The sequence below is a fragment of the Pseudomonas cannabina genome (assembly GCF_900100365.1).
In the GTDB taxonomy this organism is placed as follows: Bacteria; Pseudomonadota; Gammaproteobacteria; order Pseudomonadales; family Pseudomonadaceae; genus Aquipseudomonas; species Aquipseudomonas cannabina.
Window position 1 is genome coordinate 572,965 of the sequence record NZ_FNKU01000001.1, and the last position, 21,729, is coordinate 594,693.

21 protein-coding genes are annotated in these 21,729 nt (G+C 58.2%); 7 read left to right on the top strand and 14 right to left on the bottom strand.

Annotated elements, in window-relative coordinates; all coding sequences use genetic code 11:
* Window positions 1-26: 26 nt before the first annotated feature.
* Together BLT55_RS02705 and BLT55_RS02710 are read right to left on the bottom strand one after the other, a co-directional pair.
* Window positions 27-1,100 carry an LOG family protein gene (locus BLT55_RS02705; protein ID WP_055001109.1) on the bottom strand — a complete coding sequence of 358 codons (1,074 nt, stop codon included), beginning with the start codon at window positions 1,098-1,100 and terminating at the stop codon, window positions 27-29.
* A 183-nt stretch (window positions 1,101-1,283) separates the two neighbouring features.
* A complete protein-coding gene (locus tag BLT55_RS02710; protein ID WP_007250182.1) occupies window positions 1,284-1,700 on the bottom strand; it encodes a quorum-sensing-regulated virulence factor family protein in 417 nt (138 codons plus the stop codon).
* Between the two features lie 229 nt (window positions 1,701-1,929).
* On the opposite strand from BLT55_RS02710, the gene BLT55_RS02715 reads away from it, so the two are divergent.
* From BLT55_RS02715 to BLT55_RS02730, 3 genes are all read left to right on the top strand, one after another.
* Complete coding sequence (locus BLT55_RS02715) at window positions 1,930-2,640, top strand: tRNA-uridine aminocarboxypropyltransferase (RefSeq protein WP_055001108.1); 711 nt, start codon at window positions 1,930-1,932, stop codon at window positions 2,638-2,640.
* Window positions 2,641-2,847: 207 nt separating this feature from the next.
* Window positions 2,848-3,495, top strand: a complete 648-nt coding sequence (gene erdR / locus BLT55_RS02725) for a response regulator transcription factor ErdR (protein ID WP_055001138.1) — start codon at window positions 2,848-2,850, stop codon at window positions 3,493-3,495.
* Between the two features lie 82 nt (window positions 3,496-3,577).
* Window positions 3,578-3,943, top strand: a complete 366-nt coding sequence (locus BLT55_RS02730; protein WP_054080061.1) for a diacylglycerol kinase — start codon at window positions 3,578-3,580, stop codon at window positions 3,941-3,943.
* 6 nt (window positions 3,944-3,949) lie between these two features.
* Here the strand turns inward: BLT55_RS02730 and BLT55_RS02735 are convergent, their stop codons facing one another.
* Window positions 3,950-4,876 (bottom strand): LysR family transcriptional regulator, encoded by a 927-nt coding sequence (locus BLT55_RS02735; RefSeq protein ID WP_007250186.1) that lies wholly within the window; start codon window positions 4,874-4,876, stop codon window positions 3,950-3,952.
* A 123-nt stretch (window positions 4,877-4,999) separates the two neighbouring features.
* Between BLT55_RS02735 and fpr the strand changes: the two genes are divergently transcribed.
* Window positions 5,000-5,779 carry a ferredoxin-NADP reductase gene (gene fpr / locus BLT55_RS02740; protein WP_002554680.1) on the top strand — a complete coding sequence of 260 codons (780 nt, stop codon included), beginning with the start codon at window positions 5,000-5,002 and terminating at the stop codon, window positions 5,777-5,779.
* 48 nt (window positions 5,780-5,827) lie between these two features.
* Here the strand turns inward: fpr and tsaA are convergent, their stop codons facing one another.
* The 6 genes from tsaA to BLT55_RS34630 all read right to left on the bottom strand — a co-directional run bounded on the left by tsaA (window position 5,828) and on the right by BLT55_RS34630 (window position 10,360).
* Window positions 5,828-6,535 carry a tRNA (N6-threonylcarbamoyladenosine(37)-N6)-methyltransferase TrmO gene (gene tsaA, locus BLT55_RS02745; protein WP_055001107.1) on the bottom strand — a complete coding sequence of 236 codons (708 nt, stop codon included), beginning with the start codon at window positions 6,533-6,535 and terminating at the stop codon, window positions 5,828-5,830.
* A 4-nt stretch (window positions 6,536-6,539) separates the two neighbouring features.
* Window positions 6,540-7,010, bottom strand: a complete 471-nt coding sequence (locus BLT55_RS02750) for a YehS family protein (RefSeq protein WP_055001106.1) — start codon at window positions 7,008-7,010, stop codon at window positions 6,540-6,542.
* Between the two features lie 76 nt (window positions 7,011-7,086).
* Window positions 7,087-7,797: an rRNA pseudouridine synthase gene (locus BLT55_RS02755; RefSeq protein ID WP_007250189.1), complete on the bottom strand. Its 711-nt coding sequence runs from the start codon at window positions 7,795-7,797 to the stop codon at window positions 7,087-7,089.
* Window positions 7,798-7,890: 93 nt separating this feature from the next.
* Window positions 7,891-8,331, bottom strand: coding sequence for a GNAT family N-acetyltransferase (locus tag BLT55_RS02760; protein ID WP_055001105.1), 441 nt, complete (start codon window positions 8,329-8,331; stop codon window positions 7,891-7,893).
* Window positions 8,332-8,447: 116 nt separating this feature from the next.
* On the bottom strand, window positions 8,448-9,791 hold the full coding sequence (gene rimO, locus BLT55_RS02765) for a 30S ribosomal protein S12 methylthiotransferase RimO (RefSeq protein WP_007250191.1): 1,344 nt from the start codon (window positions 9,789-9,791) through the stop codon (window positions 8,448-8,450).
* Window positions 9,792-10,120: 329 nt separating this feature from the next.
* Window positions 10,121-10,360, bottom strand: coding sequence for a T3SS effector HopA1 family protein (locus BLT55_RS34630; RefSeq protein ID WP_397389525.1), 240 nt, complete (start codon window positions 10,358-10,360; stop codon window positions 10,121-10,123).
* Window positions 10,361-10,404: 44 nt separating this feature from the next.
* Here BLT55_RS34630 and BLT55_RS02770 point away from each other — a divergent pair, with 44 nt between their 5' ends.
* A complete protein-coding gene (locus tag BLT55_RS02770; RefSeq protein ID WP_007247761.1) occupies window positions 10,405-11,382 on the top strand; it encodes an IS5 family transposase in 978 nt (325 codons plus the stop codon).
* Between the two features lie 237 nt (window positions 11,383-11,619).
* On the opposite strand, the gene BLT55_RS02775 is transcribed toward BLT55_RS02770, so the two are convergent.
* Window positions 11,620-12,219, bottom strand: coding sequence for a T3SS effector HopA1 family protein (locus BLT55_RS02775; RefSeq protein ID WP_139206371.1), 600 nt, complete (start codon window positions 12,217-12,219; stop codon window positions 11,620-11,622).
* A 101-nt stretch (window positions 12,220-12,320) separates the two neighbouring features.
* Here BLT55_RS02775 and BLT55_RS02785 point away from each other — a divergent pair, with 101 nt between their 5' ends.
* A complete protein-coding gene (locus tag BLT55_RS02785; protein WP_074799928.1) occupies window positions 12,321-13,394 on the top strand; it encodes an IS630 family transposase in 1,074 nt (357 codons plus the stop codon).
* Window positions 13,395-13,948: 554 nt separating this feature from the next.
* Here BLT55_RS02785 and BLT55_RS02795 read toward each other — a convergent pair.
* Both BLT55_RS02795 and BLT55_RS02800 read right to left on the bottom strand, forming a co-directional pair.
* Window positions 13,949-14,926 (bottom strand): IS5 family transposase, encoded by a 978-nt coding sequence (locus BLT55_RS02795; RefSeq protein ID WP_007247761.1) that lies wholly within the window; start codon window positions 14,924-14,926, stop codon window positions 13,949-13,951.
* 107 nt (window positions 14,927-15,033) lie between these two features.
* Complete coding sequence (locus BLT55_RS02800; RefSeq protein WP_074801268.1) at window positions 15,034-15,414, bottom strand: CesT family type III secretion system chaperone; 381 nt, start codon at window positions 15,412-15,414, stop codon at window positions 15,034-15,036.
* A gap of 329 nt (window positions 15,415-15,743) precedes the next feature.
* On the opposite strand from BLT55_RS02800, the gene BLT55_RS02805 reads away from it, so the two are divergent.
* Window positions 15,744-17,639 carry a potassium transporter Kup gene (locus BLT55_RS02805; protein ID WP_054999735.1) on the top strand — a complete coding sequence of 632 codons (1,896 nt, stop codon included), beginning with the start codon at window positions 15,744-15,746 and terminating at the stop codon, window positions 17,637-17,639.
* 92 nt (window positions 17,640-17,731) lie between these two features.
* Here the strand turns inward: BLT55_RS02805 and BLT55_RS02810 are convergent, their stop codons facing one another.
* On the bottom strand, window positions 17,732-19,066 hold the full coding sequence (locus BLT55_RS02810) for a virulence factor family protein (protein ID WP_054999734.1): 1,335 nt from the start codon (window positions 19,064-19,066) through the stop codon (window positions 17,732-17,734).
* The gene (gene mprF, locus BLT55_RS02815) at window positions 19,066-21,708 is read right to left on the bottom strand and encodes a bifunctional lysylphosphatidylglycerol flippase/synthetase MprF (protein WP_054999733.1); all 2,643 of its coding nucleotides are present in this window, start codon (window positions 21,706-21,708) and stop codon (window positions 19,066-19,068) included. The genes BLT55_RS02810 and mprF overlap by 1 nt, the downstream gene beginning before the upstream one ends.
* Window positions 21,709-21,729: the final 21 nt, after the last annotated feature.

Below are 21,729 nucleotides of genomic sequence, written 5' to 3' on the forward strand. Positions count from 1 at the left end.
CGTATATCTTCTTGTATCTTCTTGTTTTAAGCGCGTGCCCAGTTTTCTTGCAGATTGATGTAATCCACCAACTCCCGAAGTCGTCCCTGATTGCGCCCGGTAAAGGTGAACGCCAGTCGTGTCAGGTGACTGAATTGCGCCTCATCGTGCTCTTCGCCCTGATATCCGTGCTGATGAAAGTTTTCACTGATGCACAGGTCGACGAACGCTTCTTGCAGGTGCTCCAGCGCCTGTTCACTCAGTGCGTGATGCATGCGGATCACGAACTTGCTCTTCAACCAGCGGCTGGAGTGGAAGTTGCTGTAGAACTGATTGATCTCTTGCACAGCCTCGTCAGCGCTGTAGACCAGCCGCATGAGTTTCATGTCGGCGGGCAGGATGTAATGGTTTTCCTGTAGCTGGTTCTTGATGAAGTCCAGCGCGCCTTGCCAGAAGCTGCCACCAGGGGTGTCCAGCAACACGACCGGCACCAGTGGGCTTTTACCGGTTTGTATCAACGTCAGCACTTCCAGCGCTTCATCCAGGGTGCCGAAGCCGCCCGGGCAGAGCACCAGCGCATCGGCTTCCTTGACGAAGAACAGTTTGCGGGTGAAGAAGAAGTGGAAGGGCAGCAGGTTCTCGGTGCCGTCCACGGTCGGGTTGGCGTGTTGCTCGAAGGGCAGGGTGATGTTGAATCCCAGGCTGTGTTTCAGGCCCGCACCGGCGTGTGCTGCGGCCATGATGCCACCGCCGGCGCCGGTGATGACCATCATGTCGGATTGCGCCAGTTTCTCGCCCAGTTCCGTGGCCTGCGCGTACAGCGGATGCTCCACGGGGGTACGAGCGGAACCGAATACGGTGACCTTGCGGCGCCCCTTGAAGCGTTCCAGCACGCGAAAGGCCTTATCCAGCTCGCGCAGGGTCTGCAGCGTTATCTTGACGTCCCAGCGATTGCGGTCGTCCTGAGCCATGCGCAATACGGTCAGGATCATGTCTCGATACAGCGGCAGATTTCGGGTATCGGGGGCAACCTGTTGAATATGCTCTTCGACCTTGCGGGTCAGGTCGAGGCCATCACTCTGGAAGTGTCGGGATAGAAGATCGTCAGGTACATACGGCATTCAGGATTTCTCCTCCTGCAAAATCAATGACCCGGTAGGGCGTGTCGAATCGATGATGTGCTGGTTTGCAGAGAAAGGCTATCGCTTCCCTGTGGGTTTTCAAGGTTAATGAGTTGCTGAATGTCTAAAGGCCGAACGCGCCTGAAGGGCAGGCGCGTTACGTATGGTGAGGTCTGGAGCGGCTTACTTCTTGGGTTTTACAGTGCAGTCCGAAGCCTGAAAGGTCTGGGTCGCAACCGGACGGTTGGTCTTGTACTCGGTGAACTGATACTTGAGTACAGCGCCTTTGGTCATCAACTGGCGGAAACCGTTGTTGTGGCAAACACTGTTACCCAGCTGATTGCGCATCACGTCAGGGTTGGCGCGCATTTGCTGAGCCTGACCTTCACGCACGCTGAGGTGGTTGATCAGTTCGTTGCCGCTGACGGTATAACCCTGATCCAGGATGTCTTCGTTGATCGCCCGAGGGGTTCCGACACTGCTTTCCTTCGCGACTTTTTCCAGCATCTTGCTGAGTTCGAACTCCTGTTTCGACGCCGCCTGGGCGCACAACGGAGCAACGAGCAACAACGTAAGGGTAGGGGCGATAAGGCGCAGCATTAAACTCTCCTGATTAAGTAGCTGGCCGTTGGACCAGCGACTGCAACGTGCGTTCCGGTCAGCCCGCCGATAACGCGGGTTGCAATGGCGCAGCAGTATAGAGCAGGAGTCTGGCCCGGGCCTAGGCCGAAAGCAGGTTGAAGCGCCGGGGCTCTGATAAACTGCGCGCACTTTATTCCTGTCGAGTCTTCGTGGTGTCGATGTTTTTTCTCTGCAGGCGTGTCTTTCCATGAGTCACGCCGTCTCCCGTTTACGCGACGAACGCCTGGCGCGCGCCATCAAACCTTTCACTGCGAGGGGTTCGCGCGCGCCGCGGTGCCCGGATTGCCGGGTCATTTCCAGCTATTGCCTGTGCGCGTGGCGCCCCACGGTCGCTGCCGAATCGGGCATGTGCCTGTTGATGTACGACACCGAGCCGCTGAAGCCGACCAACACGGGCTGGTTGATCGCCGATGTCATTGAAGACACGCACGCATTCGGCTGGTCGCGGGTGGATGTCGACGAGCGCTTGCTGGCCCTGCTGGACGATCCGCAATGGCAGCCGTACATCGTCTTTCCGGGCGAGTTCGTCGCCGAAGAGCGGGTGGTGACCACGGTGTCGCGCGAGAACGGCAAGCGTCCATTGTTCATCCTGCTCGACGCCACCTGGAACGAAGCGCGCAAGATGTTTCGCAAAAGCCCTTATCTGGAGCGGTTTCCGGTTCTCAGCCTGGAACCCGAGCAAATCTCGCGTTATCGCCTGCGCCGTTCCAAGCGTGACGACCACTTTTGCACGGCGGAAGTGGCCGCGCTGTGCCTGGAGCTGGCAGATGATTGCGCTGCCAGCGGTGTGCTGGATGCGTATCTGGATGTGTTCAGCGCGCACTACCTGGGCGCGAAGTTTCAGAATTCGATTGATCCGGACGACGCGGCGCACACTCATTTGAAGGCTTTTCTTTAGCGATGTGGCTAATTGCCGTTTCTGCCCACGGACAGCGGCGCTTCGCGCTTGACCGTCATGGTGTTGCTGGGCATGCTTGGCGCCGCCTGGAAGCCGATTCATCTGGTCTGGCGTGGTGCTTGCTGCCGGTTTACGGCGCGGTGCGAATTTGTCAGGCCTGGAGCGGCCGATTGTGTCGGCCCTCTCTATAAAAAACAGGATCACTACATGACCTACAACATCCTGATCGCTGATGATCATCCCCTGTTTCGCAGTGCGCTGCATCAGGCGTTGACCATCGGCCTGGGGCCTGCAGCACGGTTGGTCGAGGCAGAAAGCATTGCACAACTGGAATCGCGCCTGGCTGAAAAGGCCGACTGGGATCTGGTCTTGCTGGACCTGAACATGCCGGGCGCCTATGGCTTCTCCGGATTGGTCCTGCTGCGCGGGCAGTATCCGCAGATTCCGGTGGTGATGGTCTCTGCTCAGGAAGAGGCGTCGATTGTCGTGCGTTCGCGTGAGTTCGGGGCCAGCGGCTTCATTCCCAAATCCAGCTCGCTTGAAGTCATTCAGCAAGCGGTACGCACCGTGCTGGATGGCGACGTCTGGTGGCCGCCGCAAGTCAATGAGGTGATCAGCGTGTCGGACGAAGCGAAAGCGGCCAGCGCAGGGCTCGCCAGCCTGACGCCCCAGCAGTTTCGAGTGTTGACCATGGTCTGCGAGGGGCTGTTGAACAAGCAGATCGCCTCCGAGCTCAGTGTGTCCGAGGCAACCATCAAAGCTCACGTGACTGCCATTTTCCGCAAGCTCGGGGTGCGCACGCGTACTCAGGCTGCGTTGCTGTTGCAGCAGCTGGAGTCGATTTCCTCCCATTGAAGCAAGTCAGCCAAGCGTATTCACGCTTTTTTGACCTTTGGTGCCTTAGCTTTCCTCATCTTTTTTTGCACGGCAGCCCTCTATGTCGCCCTTCAAAGGCCAGACCGGTCTTAAACGTATTCTCAACGCCGCAGGCTATTCCCTTGACGGTCTGTCCGCTGCCTTCAAAGGTGAAGCTGCGTTCCGTCAGTTGGTGCTGCTCAATGTCGTGCTGATCCCGCTTTCGTTCTTTCTGAACGTCAGCAAAGGCGAGCACGCCTTGCTGGTTGCCGTGTGCCTGCTGGCGCTCATCGTCGAACTGCTCAACTCGGCGGTCGAGGCAGCCATTGACCGAATTTCCCTGGACCTGCATCCGCTGTCCAAGAACGCCAAAGACATGGGCAGCGCCGCGCAATTCATTGCCCTGAGCATGATCGCGCTGGTATGGGGCATCGTTCTGCTGGGCTGATCGCGCTCAGTACAGGCTGGGCAGCACGATTTCGTCGCTGCGCTGTGCCCCGGCCGTGAAGGCGCGACACAGGTCGAGAAACTCGCGCATGGCTGAAGTCTGGTACTTCTGTTTATGCCAGATGAAGTAGAACTGCCGCGCCAGGTCCAGCTCGGGCGTGGCCAGCTCTACCAGATTGCCGCGGCGAAAGGCATCGCGCAGTGCCAGTCTGGAAATGCAGCCAATCCCCAGTCCGGACTCCACCGCACGCTTGATCGCCTCGGTGTGTTCCAGTTCCAGCCGCACATTCAACCCGTTGCGATGATGACGCATGGCCTGATCGAAGGTCAGCCGTGTGCCAGAACCCTGTTCGCGCAAGATCCAGGCTTCGTGGGTCAGCTCTTCCAGCGACGCCTTTCCACTTTTCGCCAGCGGATGTTGTGGCGCGCAGAACACCACCAGCTCATCCTTTACCCAAGACTGCACCTCGATGTCTGGGTGGCTGCAATCGCCTTCGATCAGGCCCAGGTCGATTTCGTAGTGCGCCACTTGCTGCACGATGTTCGCGGTGTTCTGGACATGAAGCTTGACCTGGCTTTCCGGGTGGCGCTGCATGTAGCCGCCGATCAGCAGGGTCGCCAGGTAATTGCCGATGGTCAGCGTTGCGCCTACCGCCAGCGAGCCGAAGCCGGATTTACCGTTGAGCAGGTCTTCGATTTCCTTGGCCTGATCGAGCAGCGCTACGGCCTGCGGCAACAGCTGCCTGCCGGTCGCATTGAGGCTAAGGCGTTTGCCGGCGCGATCGAACAACTGGCAGCTCGACTGACGTTCCAGCTCGGTAATGGAGGTGCTGGCCGCCGACTGCGAAAGCGACAGCAGCACGGCGGCTCTGGAGACGCTTTCCTGCTGGGCGACGGCGACAAACACTTGAAGCTGACGGAGAGTAAATCGCATATCTATATAACCGATAACCTATATCTTGATAATTCATTTAACAGATATTGTGTCTGCCACTAGAATGGCGCGCAATAGCGCAATGCCTCTGCGCGCATGAATTTTTCAGGAGTTCCTACGTACATGAGCAACATGAACCACGAGCGTGTCCTTAGCGTCCACCACTGGAACGACACCCTCTTCAGTTTCAAGTGCACCCGCGACCCTGGCTTGCGCTTCGAGAACGGTCAGTTCGTCATGATCGGTCTGCAGCAGCCCAATGGTCGTCCGCTCATGCGCGCTTACTCGATTGCCAGCCCGAACTGGGAAGAGCATCTGGAGTTCTTCAGCATCAAGGTGCCGGACGGCCCGCTGACCTCGCAGCTGCAACACCTGAAGGAAGGCGATGAGATCATCATCAGCAAGAAGCCTACCGGTACGCTGGTGCTCGACGACCTCAAGCCAGGCAAGCATCTTTACCTGCTGAGCACCGGCACCGGTCTGGCGCCGTTCATGAGCGTGATCCAGGACCCCGAGACCTACGAGCGTTTCGAAAAGGTCATCCTGTGCCACGGTGTGCGTTACGTAAACGAAGTCGCGTACCGCGAATTCATCACCGAGCATCTGCCGCAGAATGAGTTCTTCGGTGAAGCGCTGCGTGACAAGCTGATCTACTACCCGACGGTCACCCGCGAGCCCTTCGAGAACGAAGGCCGTCTGACCGACCTGATGCGCAGTGGCAAGCTGTTCAGCGACATCGGCCTGCCGCCGATCAACCCGCAGGATGACCGTGCGATGTTGTGCGGCAGCCCGAGCATGCTCGACGAGACCAGCGAAGTGCTCAACAGCTTCGGCCTGACCGTTTCGCCGCGTATGCGTGAGCCGGGCGACTATCTGATCGAGCGTGCGTTCGTCGAGAAGTAAATCGATCTACAGAAACCCGCCTCATCCTTGAAGGGTCAGGCGGGTTTTTTAATGCGCGGGATTTGTTGCCGGCATGACTTCAAGCACGCAGATGACGCCGGCCTGCGGGTAATGCCAGCGAACGTCCAGATCCCAGAACCGGGCACCGTAGCGACGCTCTGGCGTGGGCAACTGATAGGCCGGGCGCGGGTCTTGCGCGAGGCACTGTTCGACCAGCTCGACCAACGGCTCGTTCAGGCGCAGGGCGTGTTCACGGGCCTGCATCAGTGCACTGTCCTGCCAGTGCACCGGAATCAGCTCAGGTGCCGCGCTGGCGACGCCGTTGCGAGCGTCGCTGACTGCATCGGCGTAAGGCACGTAAGGCTTGATGTCCAGCACCGGCGTACCGTCCAGCAAATCGATGCCCGACAGCCAGAGGCGGCCGGGTTCGACCTTGTCCAGCTTGACCACCGATTGCCCGATGCCGTTGGGGCGATGTGTCGCGCGTGTAGCGAACACGCCCATCGACTGATTGCCGCCAAGGCGGGGCGGGCGCACTTTGAGGCGCGGCTTGTCTTCCAGCGCCAGATGAAACAGAAACAGCAGCCAGACATGGCTGACCTGCTCCAGACCCTGAACAGCGTCGCCCTGATCGAAAGGTGCCACCAGCTCCAGCACCCCGCGTGCTGCCGGGGCCAGCTGCGGTTGGCGCGGTATGGCGAACTTCTCCTTGAAGCAGGAGCGCACGAAGCCGACAGGGGAGACGTTGTAGCTCATGGTCTCAACCGGTTAAGCCACGAACGCGCAGGGTCAGACCCTTGAGGAAGTTGCGCAGCAGTTGATCGCCGCACGCGCGGTAATTGGTATGTCCGACCTTGCGGAACAGTGCACTCAATTCCGGCTTGGAGACCGGGAAGTCAGCGGATTTGAGGATGGCGTGCATGTCGTCTTCTTTCAGCTCGAACGCGACGCGCAGTTTTTTCAAAACGATGTTATTGGTGATCGGCAGTTCGATGGGCTGCGGCGGACGGCTGTCATCCTTGCCACGCTTGAAGTAGACCAGGCCGTCAAGAAAGTGCGCCATGATTTCATCGCTGCACTCGAGGTAGCCTTCTTCTTCCTCTTTTTTCATGAAGGCGATGACGTCGCTTTTCGACACTTCATAGCCGGTCAGAGCGGTGATTTCGACGATCTTGCTGTCGCTGATATCGAGCATGTAGCGCACGCTGCGCAATACATCGTTGTTCATCATAAGGCGTGAGTCCTGGTAGTCGTATGGCGGTGCGGGAAGATGATCACGCGCGCTGTAATGAGGTGGTGTGCGGCGGTCAGAACTTTTCCTTGCTCGTCATGTAGCGCCATTGGCCTTCTGGCAACTTACCCATGGACACACCGCCAATGCGGATGCGCCGGATGGAGACGATCTTCAAGCCGACGGCTTCGCACAATTGCGCGATGATGCCGGGCTGCGGGTTTTTCATGGCAAAGCGCAGACGGTTTTCGTTCTGCCAACTGGCCTTTACAGCCGGCAATTCCTTGCCCTTGTACGTCAGGCCATGATTGAGGCGATTCAGGCCGTGAGCAACCATGTCGCCCGTGATTTCCACCACGTATTCCTGCTCGATCTTGCTGCGGTCGTCGGTGAGCTTGCGCAGGATTTTCCAGTCCTGGCTGAACACCATCAGGCCGCTGGCATTGGCCTGCAGGCTGGAAATCGGCTCGAGACGCATGAAGTGGCCTTTGAGCGGGCGCTTGCTGTAGCTGTGCTCTTCGGACAGGGTGCCAGGCGTGATCATCTGCAAGGCGCTTTCGGCACTGGCGGAGGCTGGCTTGTGCAGGATAATCGTCACCGCTTCCGGAGAATCGGCCTTGGCGTCCGGGCTCAGCTCGACTTTCTGGGTGCTGACCTTGAAATGCGGCTCTTCGATAACCACGCCATCCACAGTGACCCAGCCACCTTCGATAAACAGTTCGGCCTCCCGGCGGGAGCAGCCCACCAGTTCGATAAGGCGTTTGGAGAGGCGAATGGGGTCTGTCATGACAAAAAAGCCGCTTACTGATGAGAAAGGCGCCATTGTAACCGCCTGCGCCCGGTTAATCGCGGCAACATTGCATTTGTGCCGCAATCGGCCTCAATCCCGACCCTCGAGCCGCATCCTGAGCATGGGGTAGGGGTTTCCAAGACCATCCACTGCCGAGCGACTGACGATTTTGAAGCCATGCTTGCAATAGAAGCCGAACGCGCGCGGATTCTGCTCGTTGACGTCCAGCTCGACGATGCCGAAGTGCCGTATGGCGTGTTGCAGCAGGTAAGTCCCGAGGCCCTGACGCCGATGCTCCGGAGCGATGAACAACATGTCCAGCTTGTCTTTGTTGACGCCCGCAAAGCCGGTGATGCTCGAGTTGTCATCGCGGGTGCAGAACAGTGTCACGCTGTCCAGATACTGGCTCAACAAGCCTTTGAGCCTGACGATGTACGCTTCCGGCATGAAGTCATGGGTGGCGCGTACCGAGCGCTCCCAGACGTCAGTCAGTTCCGGATAATCCTCTTGGCGCGGTGCATATAGTCGCATCTCGGTAGCTCCTTGTTGCCGATTCTGCATAGACAACAGCCGCGCACAAAAAAGCCCTGCCGTTTCAGAAGGCAGGGCTTTTTCAGGCAGCGCTTTTCAGCCAGATACACCCGAGCTTAAAGCACCTCGGCCCACAAGTCGTATTCGTCAGCATCGGTCACGCGGCACATGATCTTGTCGCCGGGCTGGACAGTGCTGCCATCTTCCAGACCGATAAAAACGTTGCCGTCGATTTCCGGCGCGTCGAAGAAGCAACGGCCCACCGCGCCGCGTTCATCCACTTCGTCGATCAGCACTTCGATTTCCTTGCCGATCTTCATTTGCAGGCGGGCGGCACTGATCGCCTGTTGATGGGCCATGAAGCGGTCCCAGCGATCCTGTTTGACATCATCCGGCACGATGGCTGCGTCCAGCAGGTTGGCGGGCGCGCCCTCGACCGGCGAGTACTGGAAGCAGCCGACGCGGTCCAGCTGGGCTTCGGTCAGCCAGTCCAGCAGGTACTGGAAGTCTTCCTCGGTTTCGCCGGGGAAGCCGACAATGAATGTCGAACGGATGATCAGATCAGGGCACTGCTCGCGCCAGTTCTTGATACGCGCCAGGGTCTTGTCTTCGAAGGCCGGGCGCTTCATCAGCTTGAGGATCTTCGGGCTGGCGTGCTGGAACGGGATGTCCAGGTACGGCAGGATCTTGCCGGCGGCCATCAGCGGGATCAGTTCGTCGACGTGCGGGTACGGGTAAACATAGTGCAGGCGTACCCAGACGCCCATCGAGCCGAGGGCCTGACACAGCTCGGTCATGCGGGTCTTGATCGGCTGACCGTCCCAGAAACCGGTGCGGTATTTGACATCGACGCCATAGGCGCTGGTGTCTTGAGAAATCACCAACAGCTCTTTTACGCCTGACTTGACCAGGCGCTTGGCTTCGTCCAGCACATCACCGACGGGGCGGCTGACCAGCTTGCCGCGCATCGACGGGATGATGCAGAAGCTGCAACTGTGGTTGCAGCCTTCGGAGATTTTCAGGTAGGCGTAATGGCGCGGCGTCAGCTTGATGCCCTGCGGCGGCACCAGGTCGATCAGCGGATTGTGATCATGGCGTGGCGGCACCACGTCGTGCACCGCATTGACCACCTGCTCGTACTGCTGCGGGCCGGTCACCGACAGCACGCTCGGGTGCACATTGCGAATGACACTCGCATCGACGCCCATGCAGCCGGTGACGATCACCTTGCCGTTTTCCTTAATCGCTTCACCGATCACTTCCAGTGACTCGGCCTTGGCCGTGTCGATGAAGCCACAGGTATTGACCACGACCACGTCGGCGTCCTCGTAGGTCGCCACGACTTCGTAACCTTCCATGCGCAGTTGGGTCAGGATGCGTTCAGAATCAACGAGCGCCTTCGGGCAACCCAGAGAAACGAATCCAACCTTGGGGGCGGACGGCGTGGTAACGGTGGACATGGCAAACCTCGGCGTGAAGGGCGCTCGTGCGCAAAGCGCAGGCACCGACTGGGCGCTGGGTGCGCCTCTGATCAAAAAGTGCGCAATTCTAGCGGTGAGCGGGCGGGATGACCAGCGTTAGGGTGATAATTGCGATGGGGGCTGGTCATGAGCCCTCGTTGCCAACGGTAGTCAGGCATGAAAGCATGGTGGCGTGCCATGGTACGCCACCCTTGTCGTAGCTGATTGTTAGTGCAGATGCTGAGTCGATCGCTATCTCGCCAGCGAATCGCCCGGTCATCGTTTCGCTGTGTTCTCATAACTGGCAATCGGCTGTGGGAGGTGCCCATTCACCTTGACTTTCTGAGTGCCGGGTTTTCTGTATCAAACCCGTGTGCGGCCAGTGCTGTTTTGAGTCTGGCGTCCAGCGGTCCCTCAAGCTTCAAAGCGTCTACAATAACGCGTGCTCTGCTAAGCCCATGGCTAATCTGGTTCTTATCTGCGTCCTCAGCATAGGAAAAACCACGCCCGGTAGATTGCATACTTAAGGAGGCGCTGCAAAAATAGCCAACTGTCCCCACCCTTGGCACACTAAGTTCCTTCAACAGCCTCCCTCTCCGTGAGCGTTACGCGCGTGCAGAAGACCTTCTCCGAACTCGAATATACCGGCAAGAAAAAGCAGACTCGCCGAGATCGCTTCCTGGCTGACCTTGAACAGTTGGTGCCCTGGGCCCTGCTGGAGGCGCAAGTGGCGCCGTTTTATAGCAACACCGCAGGCAAGCGCGGACGCCCTGCGATAGGGGTGTCGCGCATGTTGCGCATGTACGTCGTGCAGCAGTGTTTCGGTTTCTCCGATGAAGGTTGCGAAGATGCCGTCTACGACAGCCAGGCCATCCGCGGTTTTATGGGTATCGACCTGGGTCGCGAGTCTGCACCGGATGCCACCACCTTGCTGCGTTTTCGCCGCTTGCTGGAAGTCCATCAGCTAACCCGGCTGCTGTTTGAAACGATTAACCAGCATCTGGCCAGCCGGGGGCTGCTGCTCAAGGAAGGCACTATCGTCGACGCTACTCTGATCGCCGCGCCGCCCTCGGTCAAGAACCGAGAAGGCAAGCGTGATCCTGAGATGCATCAGGCCAGGAAAGGCAATCAATGGCACTTTGGGATGAAGGCCCACATTGGTGTAGACGCCACGTCGGGGCTGGTGCACAGCGTAGTAGGGACGGCCGCTAACGTGGCGGATGTCACCCAGGTTGGCCAGTTGCTTCACGGTGACGAAACCTATGTTTCGGGTGACGCTGGATACACCGGTGCGGCCAAGCGACCGGAGCATGCTGAACGGGACGTTATCTGGTCGATTGCAGAACGGCCAAGCAGTTACAAGCAGCACGGCGAAGGCAGCGTGCTGTATCGGGTCAAGCGCAAAATTGAATATGCCAAGGCGCAACTGCGTGCCAAGGTCGAGCACCCCTTCCAGGTAATCAAGGTGCGCTTCAATCATCGCAAGGTTCGCTACCGTGGGCTGGAAAAGAATACAGCGCAGTTGTTCAGTTTGTTTGGGTTGGCCAATCTGATGCTGGCCAAGCGGTATTTACAACAGACGGCAGGATAAATCCGTCTGAAAGGCGGGACTGGCCCGCCTTTCAGCAAAATGAGGGCAGAAATCTGCTCGAGAAACGTAAAATAAGGCCGGCAGGTTGAAAAAAACCGGCTTGGAAATGGGGACGGTGCGAACGGGTTAATTGTTCAGCGTCTCCTTAAGGAGGCGCTGATTTATTCGATTTTTCGTCCCTGCAACGCTCTGGAGGCCTTGATTTATCTGGGGGCAACAGCTGGGTTTTAGAATAAATCAGCGTCTCCTTAAAGGCGTATGTTCGACAAAACCGTCTGCCGGGATACCGCTCAGAGTTTTTAGTTCCTCCGCCAGTCGCGCGGCTGTTTCAAGATCGCCATTTATGTAAAGGATGGCGGAGTCTGTTCGTTTGCCATAATTGGCCGGGCCCGCGACTTTGCCTTGTGTCACGGATTTGTCTCTATCGATCAAAGTGACCATTGCGTGAGCCAGTTGGGCCGCATACTTGGGCTCCACGCCAATAGTGAGGCGCCCGGAATCTTTGCCAGGGTCGCGATCTTTCTTGGGCATGAGTCGGTAGAACCCATCTCTGGATTCAGGGCGTTCAGCCATGAATGCGTTCAAATCGAGTTCTTTGTTTCTGAGATGATCCTGACTCTGCGGGCGAATAATCAGTTGATTCTGTTCATTCAGAGCTTTCAGGGTATGCAGATAATTACTCTGCTGCCTCGTATTCATGGGCGTTGTGCCGGGCACGTCATCTTTGTACATCATGTAAACATGCTCCTCATCTTTGCGTCGAGCCTTTTGCGCGGCCTCCGCCCACTGTTGCAAGCTGGCAAATGTCTTTTTTGCCGACAACTGCGCTTCCGCCAATTTTATTGCGTTGGTAACCGAGCTAGTGTGCTGTTCGCGAAATATCTTTTCGTTATTTTCGGCTACACTTCAGATGTCATCCCAGCCGTGGAGAGCTTATCGTGAGCGCTCTGGACATCACGCTTAGCCTTGAAGAAACGATCGAACTCAAACGACGCGTTCGCTCTGCCACCATACCTCAGCGAGAGGGTCGTCGAGCACGCATAATCCTGCTGGCTGCCGAAGGTGAAACCCGAGACAACATTGCACGTTTGACGGGCTTTTCCTGCCCAACGATCACGCTCTGGTGCCAGCGTTTCCAGGCTCGTCGACTGGACGGACTGGTCGACGAACCTGGGCGTGGACGCAAGTCATCTTTGCCTGCCGAGACAGTTCGCCGTGTCCTGGAACAGGTCACCCGTCCTCGCATCGGAGAACCACGCTGGAGCTGTCGGAGCATGGCAAAGGCGGCGGGTATTTCCTCGACCACCGTCCATAAGCTGTGGGCTGCCAATGATTTAAAGCCCCACCTGACGCGCACATTCAAGTTGTCCAACGATCCGCAGTTTGAGGAGAAATTCTGGGATGTGATCGGGCTTTATCTGGCCCCACCGGATAAGGCTTTAGTGTTGTGCTGTGATGAGAAAAGCCAGGTTCAGGCGTTGGAGCGAACACAGCCGGGTTTGCCTTTGGGCATCGGTCATATCCAGACTAAATCCCATGATTACACCCGTCATGGCACGGTCACGTTATTCGCCGCACTGCATTACCTCCAAGGAAAATTGATCAGCAGCATCGAGCGTCAGCACCGGCATCAAGAGTGGTTGGCCTTTCTCAAGAAGATCAATAAAGAAACGCCCAAACACCTCCAGCTTCATCTGATCGTCGATAACTACGCGACCCACAAGCATGCCGCAGTGAAGGCCTGGCTGGCGAAGCATCCGCGTTTTCATATTCATTTCACGCCGACCTCCAGCTCTTGGATGAACATGGTTGAACGCTTCTTTCGAGACATCACGGTGTATCTTCGCGACGGCAGTTTTGCCTCGGTTCGCGAGCTGGAGAGCTCCATTACAGCGTTCATGGCGTTACGTAATGCTCAGCCGACCCGATACGTTTGGAACGCAAAGGGAGAGGAGATTCTGAACAAAATTCAACGGGCGCGTGAAGCACTTGAAACCGCAGGCAATAAGTAACTTATTTCGAAAACATCACACTAGATCCGCCTTCCTCTGGGTTCATGCGTCTGCCCGGCATCCTGTCCAAGCGAGGAGCGGTAGCCATTTTTTCATTAATCACTTGAGCGATCTGCTCCCTCTGGCTTTTTACACCAACGAGGTGCGTAGCGACCTTGAAGAACTTGTTCGCCTTGGACGGCTGATCAGGTTTAAGCACGGTAATCTCGCCGCTCTCTGCGGCACTGATCTTATAACTTTTACCGTTGACCTCCAGGTGGCCCTCGGATTTAAGCGCCTGGATATCATCGAGACTTGAATGCCTAGGGAGGCGCTGATTTATTCGATTTTTCGTCCCTGCAACGCTCTGGAGGCCTTGATTTATCTGGGGGCAACAGCTGGGTTTTAGAATAAATCAGCGTCTCCCTAGGGAGACGCTGAACAATTAACCCGTTCGCACCGTCCCCATTTCCAAGCCGGTTTTTTTCAACCTGCCGGCCTTATTTTACGTTTCTCGAGCAGATTTCTGCCCTCATTTTGCTGAAAGGCGGGCCAGTCCCGCCTTTCAGACGGATTTATCCTGCCGTCTGTTGTAAATACCGCTTGGCCAGCATCAGATTGGCCAACCCAAACAAACTGAACAACTGCGCTGTATTCTTTTCCAGCCCACGGTAGCGAACCTTGCGATGATTGAAGCGCACCTTGATTACCTGGAAGGGGTGCTCGACCTTGGCACGCAGTTGCGCCTTGGCATATTCAATTTTGCGCTTGACCCGATACAGCACGCTGCCTTCGCCGTGCTGCTTGTAACTGCTTGGCCGTTCTGCAATCGACCAGATAACGTCCCGTTCAGCATGCTCCGGTCGCTTGGCCGCACCGGTGTATCCAGCGTCACCCGAAACATAGGTTTCGTCACCGTGAAGCAACTGGCCAACCTGGGTGACATCCGCCACGTTAGCGGCCGTCCCTACTACGCTGTGCACCAGCCCCGACGTGGCGTCTACACCAATGTGGGCCTTCATCCCAAAGTGCCATTGATTGCCTTTCCTGGCCTGATGCATCTCAGGATCACGCTTGCCTTCTCGGTTCTTGACCGAGGGCGGCGCGGCGATCAGAGTAGCGTCGACGATAGTGCCTTCCTTGAGCAGCAGCCCCCGGCTGGCCAGATGCTGGTTAATCGTTTCAAACAGCAGCCGGGTTAGCTGATGGACTTCCAGCAAGCGGCGAAAACGCAGCAAGGTGGTGGCATCCGGTGCAGACTCGCGACCCAGGTCGATACCCATAAAACCGCGGATGGCCTGGCTGTCGTAGACGGCATCTTCGCAACCTTCATCGGAGAAACCGAAACACTGCTGCACGACGTACATGCGCAACATGCGCGACACCCCTATCGCAGGGCGTCCGCGCTTGCCTGCGGTGTTGCTATAAAACGGCGCCACTTGCGCCTCCAGCAGGGCCCAGGGCACCAACTGTTCAAGGTCAGCCAGGAAGCGATCTCGGCGAGTCTGCTTTTTCTTGCCGGTATATTCGAGTTCGGAGAAGGTCTTCTGCACGCGCGTAACGCTCACGGAGAGGGAGGCTGTTGAAGGAACTTAGTGTGCCAAGGGTGGGGACAGTTGGCTATTTTTGCAGCGCCTCCCTAGGGAGACGCTGATTTATTCTAAAACCCAGCTGTTGCCCCCAGATAAATCAAGGCCTCCAGAGCGTTGCAGGGACGAAAAATCGAATAAATCAGCGCCTCCCTAGGAATGCTTTGATAGGCGTGATACAGCTCACTCTGCTCGTCCCACCCAAGGCCCGGTCCCGCGCTCACCAGCGGGTTTAGAGCACCGGCCAAAAGACGTTGCAGGGGCAAATCCTCCGGCGGGTCGAGCAAACCTATCAGTAGCAGGCGTTCGCGGGCGTCATCGCGCAAGAGCGTCAGTGCGAACGTATCGTCAATGATCATGTTGCATGCCCCTTTGCCATCAAACCTCAAGGGCTGCATCTTCATGCCTTGTGAAAAGTCATCAAGCAAGGTCTTGTAGAAAAGGTTACTCATCAACTGTACCAACACTGGGAGTTACACTTTAGGTGGCGCAATGGCTCGAAAGGGTTCCCATCAAGGCCTGCGACCTGTTCGATTCGCGCCCTTCAACGCGTCGAGAATGCGTGTGAGTGTTCATTGAGACTTGATGGTGAGTTCCTATACAGCAGTGCGCGATCACGATGATGAGCCTCTCATCCATCTTAGAAAGAGAATTACCTTGACCGCTGCGTTATGCTTCGCGCCATCGCGCCGAGGCATGTCAATGTCTGGCTGAATCTGAATTGTTACGCCTTGTGATGTTCTCAGTGTTGAACCTCATGTCTGGTTTCCGGGAGTAGTGGATGAGTCAAGCAAACAGTCATGCGGAGGCCGGCGGCGCTGCCAAGCCCATCGGGTTGCTGATCGCCGCGGTAGGGGTGGTTTATGGCGATATCGGCACCAGTCCGCTGTACACCCTCAAGGAGGTGTTTCAGGGTGGTTACGGTGTGGACGTGACCCATGACGCGATTCTCGGCGTGCTGTCGCTGATCTTCTGGTCGCTGATCTGGGTGGTTTCCTTCAAATACATGGCGTTCGTACTGCGTGCCGATAACCAGGGCGAGGGCGGCATCATGGCGCTGATGGCCCTGGCGCGGCGAGCGTCGGCCAAGCATCCCCGGCTGCAAATGATGATGGTGGTGTTCGGACTGTTCGGCGCCGCATTGTTCTACGGTGACAGCATGATCACCCCTGCAGTTTCGGTGTTGTCGGCGATGGAAGGGCTGGAACTTGCGTTTGATGGCCTCGATCACTGGATCGTGCCCATGGCGCTGATTGTGCTGGTGGGCCTGTTTCTGATTCAGCGTCATGGCACCGCGCGCATCGGTGTGCTGTTCGGGCCGGTGATGGTGGTCTGGTTTCTGGTGCTGGGTGCGCTGGGCGTATACGGCATCATGCAGTCGCCGGAGGTGCTGAAGGCGGTCAATCCGGCATGGGGGCTGAATTTTTTCATCATTCATCCGGGGATCGGCGTTGCCATTCTGGGCGCCGTGGTCCTGGCGCTGACCGGCGCCGAAGCGCTGTATGCCGACATGGGGCACTTTGGTCGCAAGCCGATCTCGCGCGCCTGGTTCATCCTCGTATTGCCCGCGCTGCTGCTCAACTATTTCGGGCAAGGCGCGCTGGTGCTGGGCAATCCTGAAGCGGTACGTAACCCGTTCTACCTGCTCGCGCCGGGCTGGGCGCTGCTGCCGCTGATCGGGCTGTCGACGATGGCGACGATCATTGCGTCTCAGGCGGTGATCTCTGGCGCGTTCTCGATGACGTTGCAGGCGATTCAATTGGGTTACATCCCGCGGATGCACATTCAGCACACCTCCAGTGACGCGCAGGGGCAGATCTATATCGGTGCCGTGAACTGGGCGCTGATGGCCGGTGTGATCATGCTGGTGATCGGTTTCGAGTCGTCTGGTGCGCTGGCATCCGCCTACGGCGTGGCGGTTACCGGGACCATGCTCTGCACCACGATTCTGGTGTCGACGGTCATGCTGATGCTCTGGAAATGGCCACCGCTGCTGGCCGTGCCGCTGTTGATCTGCCTGTTGCTGGTGGACGGCCTGTTCTTCGCCGCCAACGTGCCGAAAATCTTTCAGGGCGGGGCGTTTCCAGTGTTGGCGGGTGCGGTGCTGTTCATCCTCATGACCACCTGGAAGCGTGGCAAACAGCTACTGGCTGAGCGAATCGACGAAGGCGGACTGCCATTGCCGATCTTCATCGGCAGCATTCGCGTACAGCCGCCGCATCGTGTGCAAGGCACGGCAGTGTTTCTGACTGCACGTTCGGACGCTGTTCCCCATGCGCTGCTGCACAACATGCTGCATAACCAGGTGCTGCATGAGCAGGTGGTGTTGCTGACCGTGGTGTATGAAGACTCCCCGCGGGTGCCCGCCGCACAGCGCTTCGAAGTGGAATCCTATGGCGAAGGCTTCTATCGGGTGATCCTGCACTTCGGCTTCATCGACGAGCCGGATGTGCCTGCTGCGCTGGCACTGTGTCACCTGGCAGAGCTGGACTTCAGTCCGATGCGCACCACGTACTTCCTCAGTCGCGAGACAGTCATCCCGTCGAAAATGGATGGCATGGCGCGCTGGCGCGAAGCGTTGTTCGCCTTCATGCTCAAGAACGCCAATGGCAACCTGCGCTTCTTCAAGCTGCCGTTCAACCGGGTGATCGAACTGGGTACGCAGGTCGAGATGTAAACGTGCAGGCATGAGCCCTGACGCATAAAAAAATCCCGGCAACCTTACGGTGCCGGGATTTTTTGTGCCCTGAGGTGTGCCCAGGCAAATGCTTATTGGGCAGTGGCTTTGCCCTGACGCTTGTTGATGGCGTCGATCAGGCGTTTGGCCAGCGCCGGGTAGTCTTCATCGAAGTGATGACCGCCTGGCAACTGCACGGCCTCGCCAACTGCGGTGGTATCGGTGCAGCCGCTGTCCTTCTTCTCTTCGATGCCGTAGACGCAGAACACCTTGGCAGCTGGCAGCTTGGCCATTTCCTGTCCGGTGGTGGCTTCTTTACCCGCGTTGCCGAGCCAGCCGTCAACGTGAATCTCGAAGCTGCCGGTGCGGGCGAAGGCCAGCAGAATGATCGCGTCGACCCGGTTCTGGTCTTCCGCCGCCAGACGGTTGTAGATCGCCGGCATCACGTCCGCGCCGAATGAGTAACCGGCCAGGATGAAGCGCTTGGTGCCCCATTTCTGCCGGTAGTGGTTCATCAGGTCGGTGAGGTCGACGGCGGTCTGTTCCGGGGTCTTGTGTTCCCAGTAGTAGCGCAGCACGTCGATGCCGACGACCGGATAGCCCATTTTGGCCATGTCACCCGCGACGACCTTGTCCAGGTCGCGCCAGCCGCCGTCGCCGGACATAAACAGTGTCACGGTATCGGATGGCTGGCTGGCCGGGACTTCAACGACCGGAATACCCAGGCCGCCGCTGTCGTTTTCGCCCAGCAGCAGATGGCGCAGTTCAGTGTTAAGAACCTGCGGCAGGGGAATGTCGTAGTCGCTGATGCTGGTGTCGGCGTTGGTCTGATCGCGCACGAAGGCCGCACTCGGATCATCCGGAGCGTCGTTCCACGCTGCCAGCCAGTGCCCGTGCGGCGCTTTCTGTGGCAGTGGCACGTCGCAGATCTGTGGCGGTTTCTCGTCTTCCTCCAGAACAGGTGGAGGATTGGAAACGTGCTCAAGCGCAAAGCCCACTGAAATAGCCTGCGCCTTGTCATCGGTCTGCGCGGCCAGCCAGCGCCATGCCAGCGTTGCGCCAGGGCCTATGCCGCCGACCACCTTTGCCGGTCCGTCGAGTTTCTGCAGTGCGGCCTGAAAGGTCTTCTCTTGCAAGACGCAATCGTCTTTGGGCAGCACCACCTGAATGATGCGCGCCGACGCATCTTTGCTGATCGCCAGCAATTGCTTGTCGGTGAGCATTTCTTCAGCGGTGACGGCCAGGGCAATGCGAGTCTTGACGCTGGTCGCCGGAGCTACGCTGGTCAGCGGCGCTCCGCTTTCCAGGTTCAGGTGTTCCAGCGATGCAGGTGGAGCGGGGCGGTTCCAGATCCATATTCCCAAAGCTACGGCTAAAAGAACAATTACCAGTGCTGCAAGCAACTGGCGCCAAGAGCGTCGAATCATCAGCGTTTCACCAATCCAGTCAAGCCGCCCGCAATCAGGGCGGCGGTGTCAGCCAGTGCCACAAGCGGATCGAGTCCGGCAGGCACGGCCATATAACGAGGTTCCCAATCGGGCTGGAACTTGTCCTTGAAGCGGCGCAGCCCCTGGAAGTTGTAGAGCTGTTCGCCACGACGGAAGATCATCGAGCCCAGGCGCTGGGTGATCGGCGCGCCTCGTCGAGGTTGCAGGCCGGACAACGGCACCATGCCCAGGCTGAAGCGGGCATAGCCTTGGGCTTTATAATGCAGAATCAGGCCGACCATCATGAATTCCATGGTCAACTTCGGCGCGTCCGGGTGAGAGCGCATCAGGTCCAGGCTGGCCAGTTCCAGGCTTGTGGTTTCCAGCAGGTTGGAAAAGGCGACCGGCTTGCCCAAGAAGTGGACGATGGCAATGCGGAAATATTTCAGGTACTCGGGGCTGAAGCGACCCAGCGAAAAGCCTTTTTCGCGCACGTTCTTGCCGGTCAGCCAGGCATCGGAAATCACTTTCAGCTCGTCGATGGGCGCCTGGCCCGGTTCGTAGATTTCCAGCGAAAGACCATCACGCCCACCCCGGTTCCAGGTGTAGCGCAGGTCTTTCATTTCCTTGCCCTTGGCTTCCATGTCAAAGCGTCGCAGGTCAACGCGGGCTTCTTCGCCGAGCTTGATGGCTGTCTGGCCAATGTCCATGTAGAACGGCAGGTTTTCCGCGCGCACCTGGTAGAACACCGGGCGAGCATGGTGCACGTCGCACAGGTCACGGAACTGCCAGATCAGCTCGGCACGTTGCTGGGTCGGCCCGATCGGATCGTAAAGCGCAACCAGACTGCGTCCGCGGTGCGAGTACATCAGAAATGCGTTGCCCGCCGGATGAAACAGGATGGCCTTGTCGCCGGTCAGCACCAGCCCGCCGTCGGGCTGGCTGGAGGCTTTGAGAATTTCGGCGGCCTTGTCCAGATCGGCCGCATCAGGCAGCTTGATCACCGGCCTTGCGGTGCGCAGCAGCCAGGTCAGCGAGACCACGACCAACAGCACTGCACTGCCTAAAGCCGAACGCAGGCCGCGCGGCGCATCTGCATCGAGGGTGAACTGCCACCACAACTGATGGCTGTAGGGCACGTCCTGATAAGCGAACAGCAGCAGCCAGATAGAAGCACCTACCACGCAGATGCTGGCAATCAGGTAGACCGGCGAGAACGGCAACTCCAGCAGGCGACTTGGACGGTAGAACGAACGGCGGAAAGTCAGCAGCAGGCAGGCAGTCAGCAGCAGCATGCTGGCTTCTTCCCAGTCGAAGCCCTTGAGTATCGACAGCACTGCACCGACCAGCAGCAAAATAGACGTCAGCATCCAGGCGGCCGACAGCCTGCGGCGCAAGCCCTGAGCGAGCAACAGGCACAGCACGCCGACAAGGCTGGCCCCAAAGTGCGAGGCATCGATCAGTCGGTGCGGAATCATGAAGCCGACGTTTTCCAGCCGGGTATCGATTTCAGGGGTGGCACCAGAGAAGAGCAGCACCACCCCCGACAAGAAAACCAGCAGTGCCAGAATCGGCGCTGCCAACCCGGACGCGACGCGCGTGGCCTGCTTGGTTGGCAGGAGGCGCTGCGCCTCGGTGAACAACAGGGTCAGACAGGCCAGCAACAGCGGCAGCATCACGTAGATCAAGCGATACAGCAGCAGCGCAGCGGCCAGCGGTGCAGCGCCCAGTTCGTTGGCAAACGCGGCCAGCAGGATCGCCTCGAACACGCCGACGCCGCCCGGAACATGGCTGAGTACCCCCGCAGCGAGGGCCAGCAGGTAGATCAGGATGAATGCGCCGAGCGGTGGCGCATGCGGCAGTAACAGATAAAGCACCATTGCTGCAGCAGCGACGTCCAGTGCGGTAATCACCAACTGAATCAACGTCAGCTTCAGGTCCGGCAGGCGCAGGGTTCGGCGCCCGAGGCGGACCAGAATATTGTGCGGGATGTCCTGCTCAGGCAAGCGGCGGCGATAGATGAAAAGCGCCAGCATCAGGCTGCCAGCCAGTACCGCTGTGGCGACGACAGCCAGTACTTCCACCGGAAGCTTGAGCGCCAGTGACGCGCCGGACAGGTTGCTCAACGTAGCCAGTGCAGCCAGCGGCGGCAGTGCGCAGCCCAGCGAGAGGCTGGCAAATACCGTCATCCGGGCAATTTCGATCGCGCCCACGCCGTAGCGTGAATAAAGGCGGTAACGCACTGATCCGCCAGACAGCATCGAGAGGCCGACCGCATTGCCGATGGCAAATGAGGTGAAACCACCGAGAAGCAGCGTTTTGACGGGCAGATCGACGTTCGCATAGCGACTGGCGGACAGTTCATAGCCCATCAGGATGATGTAACCGATCACCGCAGCAAGCAGTGCGCCGCCCAGCGCGGGCAGGGGGACTGCGAACAGCGAGTCGTGCAGCGCGTACCAGTCCATTTCGACCAGCATGTGGCGGCAGGCGATCAGGGCCAGACCGAATAACAGCATCATTACCGCCAGCCCGATAGGCTGTCGGTATTTGCTTAGCAGCTCCCGCCAGTGCAGGCGCGGTGGGGTGCTGGATTGTTCGGCATCAACTGCTTTATGGGAATCTGACGTGTTGTCGCGCATCAATCACTCCTTGGATCGTGC

What these genes read in the sequence shown, in the direction of transcription:
- BLT55_RS02705 (WP_055001109.1), bottom strand. Translation starts at nt 1,100, where the DNA reads ATGCCGTATGTACCTGACGATCTTCTATCCCGACACTTCCAGAGTGAT.
- BLT55_RS02710 (WP_007250182.1), bottom strand. Translation starts at nt 1,700, where the DNA reads ATGCTGCGCCTTATCGCCCCTACCCTTACGTTGTTGCTCGTTGCTCCG.
- BLT55_RS02715 (WP_055001108.1), top strand. Translation starts at nt 1,930, where the DNA reads ATGAGTCACGCCGTCTCCCGTTTACGCGACGAACGCCTGGCGCGCGCC.
- erdR (WP_055001138.1), top strand. Translation starts at nt 2,848, where the DNA reads ATGACCTACAACATCCTGATCGCTGATGATCATCCCCTGTTTCGCAGT.
- BLT55_RS02730 (WP_054080061.1), top strand. Translation starts at nt 3,578, where the DNA reads ATGTCGCCCTTCAAAGGCCAGACCGGTCTTAAACGTATTCTCAACGCC.
- BLT55_RS02735 (WP_007250186.1), bottom strand. Translation starts at nt 4,876, where the DNA reads ATGCGATTTACTCTCCGTCAGCTTCAAGTGTTTGTCGCCGTCGCCCAG.
- fpr (WP_002554680.1), top strand. Translation starts at nt 5,000, where the DNA reads ATGAGCAACATGAACCACGAGCGTGTCCTTAGCGTCCACCACTGGAAC.
- tsaA (WP_055001107.1), bottom strand. Translation starts at nt 6,535, where the DNA reads ATGAGCTACAACGTCTCCCCTGTCGGCTTCGTGCGCTCCTGCTTCAAG.
- BLT55_RS02750 (WP_055001106.1), bottom strand. Translation starts at nt 7,010, where the DNA reads ATGATGAACAACGATGTATTGCGCAGCGTGCGCTACATGCTCGATATC.
- BLT55_RS02755 (WP_007250189.1), bottom strand. Translation starts at nt 7,797, where the DNA reads ATGACAGACCCCATTCGCCTCTCCAAACGCCTTATCGAACTGGTGGGC.
- BLT55_RS02760 (WP_055001105.1), bottom strand. Translation starts at nt 8,331, where the DNA reads ATGCGACTATATGCACCGCGCCAAGAGGATTATCCGGAACTGACTGAC.
- rimO (WP_007250191.1), bottom strand. Translation starts at nt 9,791, where the DNA reads ATGTCCACCGTTACCACGCCGTCCGCCCCCAAGGTTGGATTCGTTTCT.
- BLT55_RS02800 (WP_074801268.1), bottom strand. Translation starts at nt 15,414, where the DNA reads ATGAGTAACCTTTTCTACAAGACCTTGCTTGATGACTTTTCACAAGGC.
- BLT55_RS02805 (WP_054999735.1), top strand. Translation starts at nt 15,744, where the DNA reads ATGAGTCAAGCAAACAGTCATGCGGAGGCCGGCGGCGCTGCCAAGCCC.
- BLT55_RS02810 (WP_054999734.1), bottom strand. Translation starts at nt 19,066, where the DNA reads ATGATTCGACGCTCTTGGCGCCAGTTGCTTGCAGCACTGGTAATTGTT.
- mprF (WP_054999733.1), bottom strand. Translation starts at nt 21,708, where the DNA reads ATGCGCGACAACACGTCAGATTCCCATAAAGCAGTTGATGCCGAACAA.